Here is a 2,947-nt window from a genome sequence, read left to right on the forward strand (position 1 = left end):
CGGCAGCGCCGCCGGCGACCGGGACGAGTACGCCGAGGCACCCTCGGGCAGCATGCACACCGGCGCCGGCGGTACCTCCGGCAACGCCACCGCCGGCGGGATCGCGCTCGGCGTGGGCCTGTTCGCCGCCGGCGCGAGCCTGGTCGTGCGGCGTCGCCGACTGGGCGCGGGCCGCGGCTGAGCGCGTGCGAGCCGGCTCGGACCACCACGCTCCCGCACCGCTCGACCCCGATCGCGGCGGTGCGGGAATCGGGTGGAACACACCGACCGGGCAGACGAGTTCCTACCCACCCAGGCGCGTCGGGCGCAGCACCCCTCAGGAGCAGCAGTGGATCCTTCGGCCCCGCCCGACGAAGGTCGCAAGCGCACCATGGGGCCGGTGGGCGCCGGGGTGGTGGCGATGTGCCTGGGCGCCGCGCTGATCGTCAACGGCACCGGGGCCGCCGATCCGCCGCCGCAGCCCGGCGAGGCCCGGGTCTATCCGGACCAGCCCCGCCCGGCGCCGGACGATCCGCCGCCGCTGGCCCCGTTGTCGGCCGCGGCGCCGGTCCGGGTGCGGATCCCGGCGATCTCGGTGGACGCACCGCTGACCGGCCTGGCCCTGGAGGACGGCGGCCGACTCGCGGCCCCGCCGGACGACGAGGACAACCTCGCGGGCTGGTACCGCAACGGCACCGCCCCCGGCGCGGGTGGCACCGCGATCGTGGCCGGACACGTGGACACCCCACAGGGCCCGGCGGTCTTCTACCACCTCGGCGAGCTGAGTCGGGGCAACACCGTCGAGGTGGATCGTGCCGACGGCGGCACGGCGATCTTCACCGTCGACGCGATCGAGGTCTACCGCGCCGAGCAGTTCCCGGACCGACGCGTCTACGGCGCCGCGAAGGGGGCGGAGTTGCGGTTGATCACCTGTGGCGCGGGCTTCGACCGGACCGAGCAGCGCTATCTGGGCAACGTCGTCGCGTTCGCACACCTGACCGGCCTGGTCGCGCCGCCGCGCGCGTCGTGAACACGCGTCGATGGCACGAAGCCCCGTCCGAGCCGGAGCCGGCGCGTGCGCCTTGGTCGAAACGCCGCCGCCCCGCCGGCCGGGTGGCCGTCGGGGCGGGCGAACAGCGGGACGGGGGAGGTCGGACGGTCGCGCCCGAGGCGACGGTCGGCCGATCGGCGTTCGCCATGGGAGCGCTCGGCGCGGCTGCGTCCGCCGTCGGATCCGCCGTCGTCGGCGCGTCCGACTTCGGGTCGCGGATCAGGATCAAGGCGAGAAGCCGATCGAATCCGCGTGGACCCGCCCTCGGCGGCAGCGCGAGCAACCGAGTCGGGAACAGATCGTCGCCGAGGCCGTGCGGCTGTTGGGCGAGGAAGGACTGGAGGCGCTGAGCATGCGGCGCCTGGGCACTCGCCTCGACGCGGGCGCCACCTCGCTCTATCGGCACGTGGCCAACAAGGCTTCGACTACGGTCTGCAACGCGTATCGGACGGTCTGGCGACCCGGCTGAGCTGAGGCGGGCCCTCGATCAGCACTGCCCGCGCACTGCTCTCGTTCGTCCGGCGTCGGACGCCGGGCTGATCCGCGCCCGCCGCTCGTGTCGACGGGTCGTCACCACCACCACGACCGCCACCGACAGGGCGCCCGCCGCATGGGCGAGCGCCAACGTCATCCGCTGGTGCACGAAGCCCATTTCCAGCTCGATCTGTTCGTCGGCGGGGGCGATCCACGGATCGCCCATGATGCCCAGCAGCCGGCTCATCGTGGTCGCGGCGAGCAGCACCACGGCCGTCGCGATCAGCGGGGTGGGGCCGATCGCGGTGCGCCGGGCCTCCCGGGTCCGGCGCGCCGGACTGCGCCGACCGCCCAATCCCGCCGAAGGGCCGTACCACTGCTCGCGGTTCCGGGACACGAGTATGGCCCAGCACAGGAAGAGCACGGGCATCGCCACGCTCGTGACCGCGAGTACCGTTACCGCCACGCCGGTTGCGCCGTTCCCGCGTGGCGCGAGCTGCGTGGTCGACCGCAGGGCCTCCCGCTCGGCCGGCTGGTCGATCCGTGAGGCCAGGTCGGCGTGCCAGTCGCGGTACACGACATAGGCGAACAGGTCCGCGACGACCATCGCCGCCGCCGCCGTGGTCGCCGCGATGCCGGCGTGCCGGATCGACAACGGCGGAACGGAAGGCAGCCGAAGAGGTGGTAACCGAACCGCCGACTTCGACGCGCCGCCGGATCGATCGGACACCGTTGGTACCCCCGGTTCGGGAAATGTCGTGTGTGCCAAGGATCATGACGCGGCGTCGGCTCGTCGAGTGCGCGGGCCGCTTCGTGCGCGAAACGTCACCATCGCGCGACGCGACGGGAGGTGTGATATCCGCCGGCGGTTCGGGCGTTCGGATGCCATCATGCCGTCGGACGCTGCCGGGGCGCCGGGGTACGGGCATTCCGGTTCGACGACGAGAGGGGCGGGTGGCTGCCGTGACGATCCACTTCTACGGGGCCGACGAGGTGCCCTACGGCTGCTTCTCCAACTTCTCGCCGCACGGCTTCACCGTCGACGAGGTGTCCTGGCCGACCTCGGAACACTTCTTCCAGGCCCACAAGTTCGCCGGCACCCCGCATGCCGAGCGGATCCGGCGGGCGCCCACGGCCTTGCGCGCGGCGGAGTTGGGCCGGTTGCGGAGCGTGCCGCTGCGCCGGGACTGGGAGTGGGTCAAGGACGAGGTGATGCGGGGCGGGGTGTACGAGAAGTTCCGGCAGAATCCGCGGATCCGCGCGATCCTGCTCGGGACCGGGACGCAGCCGCTCGTGGAGAACACCACGACCGACCACTACTGGGGCCGCGGCAGCACCGGCACCGGGCGGAACATGCTCGGTCGGATCCTGGCCCGTACCAGGACCCGACTCGCGGCCGAGATCGAGGCCGAGACCCGGGCCGGGGGACGCGAACGAGGCCCT

At 73.2% G+C, this 2,947-nt stretch carries 3 protein-coding genes and 2 pseudogenes; 4 read left to right on the forward strand and 1 reads right to left on the reverse strand.

What is annotated here, in order from left to right; all coding sequences use genetic code 11:
• The 3 genes and pseudogenes from ACFXMF_RS47320 to ACFXMF_RS47330 form a co-directional block, all read left to right on the forward strand.
• Positions 1–181 (forward strand): annotated as a pseudogene (locus ACFXMF_RS47320) (hypothetical protein); the annotation flags it as partial.
• A 189-nt stretch (positions 182–370) separates the two neighbouring features.
• A complete protein-coding gene (locus ACFXMF_RS47325; protein WP_379992311.1) occupies positions 371–1,009 on the forward strand; it encodes a class F sortase in 639 nt (212 codons plus the stop codon).
• 262 nt (positions 1,010–1,271) lie between these two features.
• Positions 1,272–1,448: pseudogene (locus tag ACFXMF_RS47330) on the forward strand (helix-turn-helix domain-containing protein); the annotation flags it as partial.
• 69 nt (positions 1,449–1,517) lie between these two features.
• Here the strand turns inward: ACFXMF_RS47330 and ACFXMF_RS47335 are convergent.
• Entirely contained in the window at positions 1,518–2,159 is a 642-nt protein-coding gene (locus tag ACFXMF_RS47335; RefSeq protein ID WP_379992886.1) for a hypothetical protein, read from the reverse strand.
• A 299-nt stretch (positions 2,160–2,458) separates the two neighbouring features.
• Between ACFXMF_RS47335 and ACFXMF_RS47340 the strand changes: the two genes are divergently transcribed.
• The coding region (locus tag ACFXMF_RS47340; protein ID WP_380021306.1) for an NADAR family protein at positions 2,459–2,947 on the forward strand (489 nt) is incomplete at its 3' end.

The sequence above is a fragment of the Embleya sp. NPDC059213 genome (genome assembly GCF_042754445.1).
Classification (GTDB): Bacteria; Actinomycetota; Actinomycetes; order Streptomycetales; family Streptomycetaceae; genus Embleya.

Bases quoted from the DNA above. Each gene is read 5' to 3' on its own strand.
- ACFXMF_RS47325 (WP_379992311.1), top strand. From the start codon at position 371: ATGGGGCCGGTGGGCGCCGGGGTGGTGGCGATGTGCCTGGGCGCCGCG.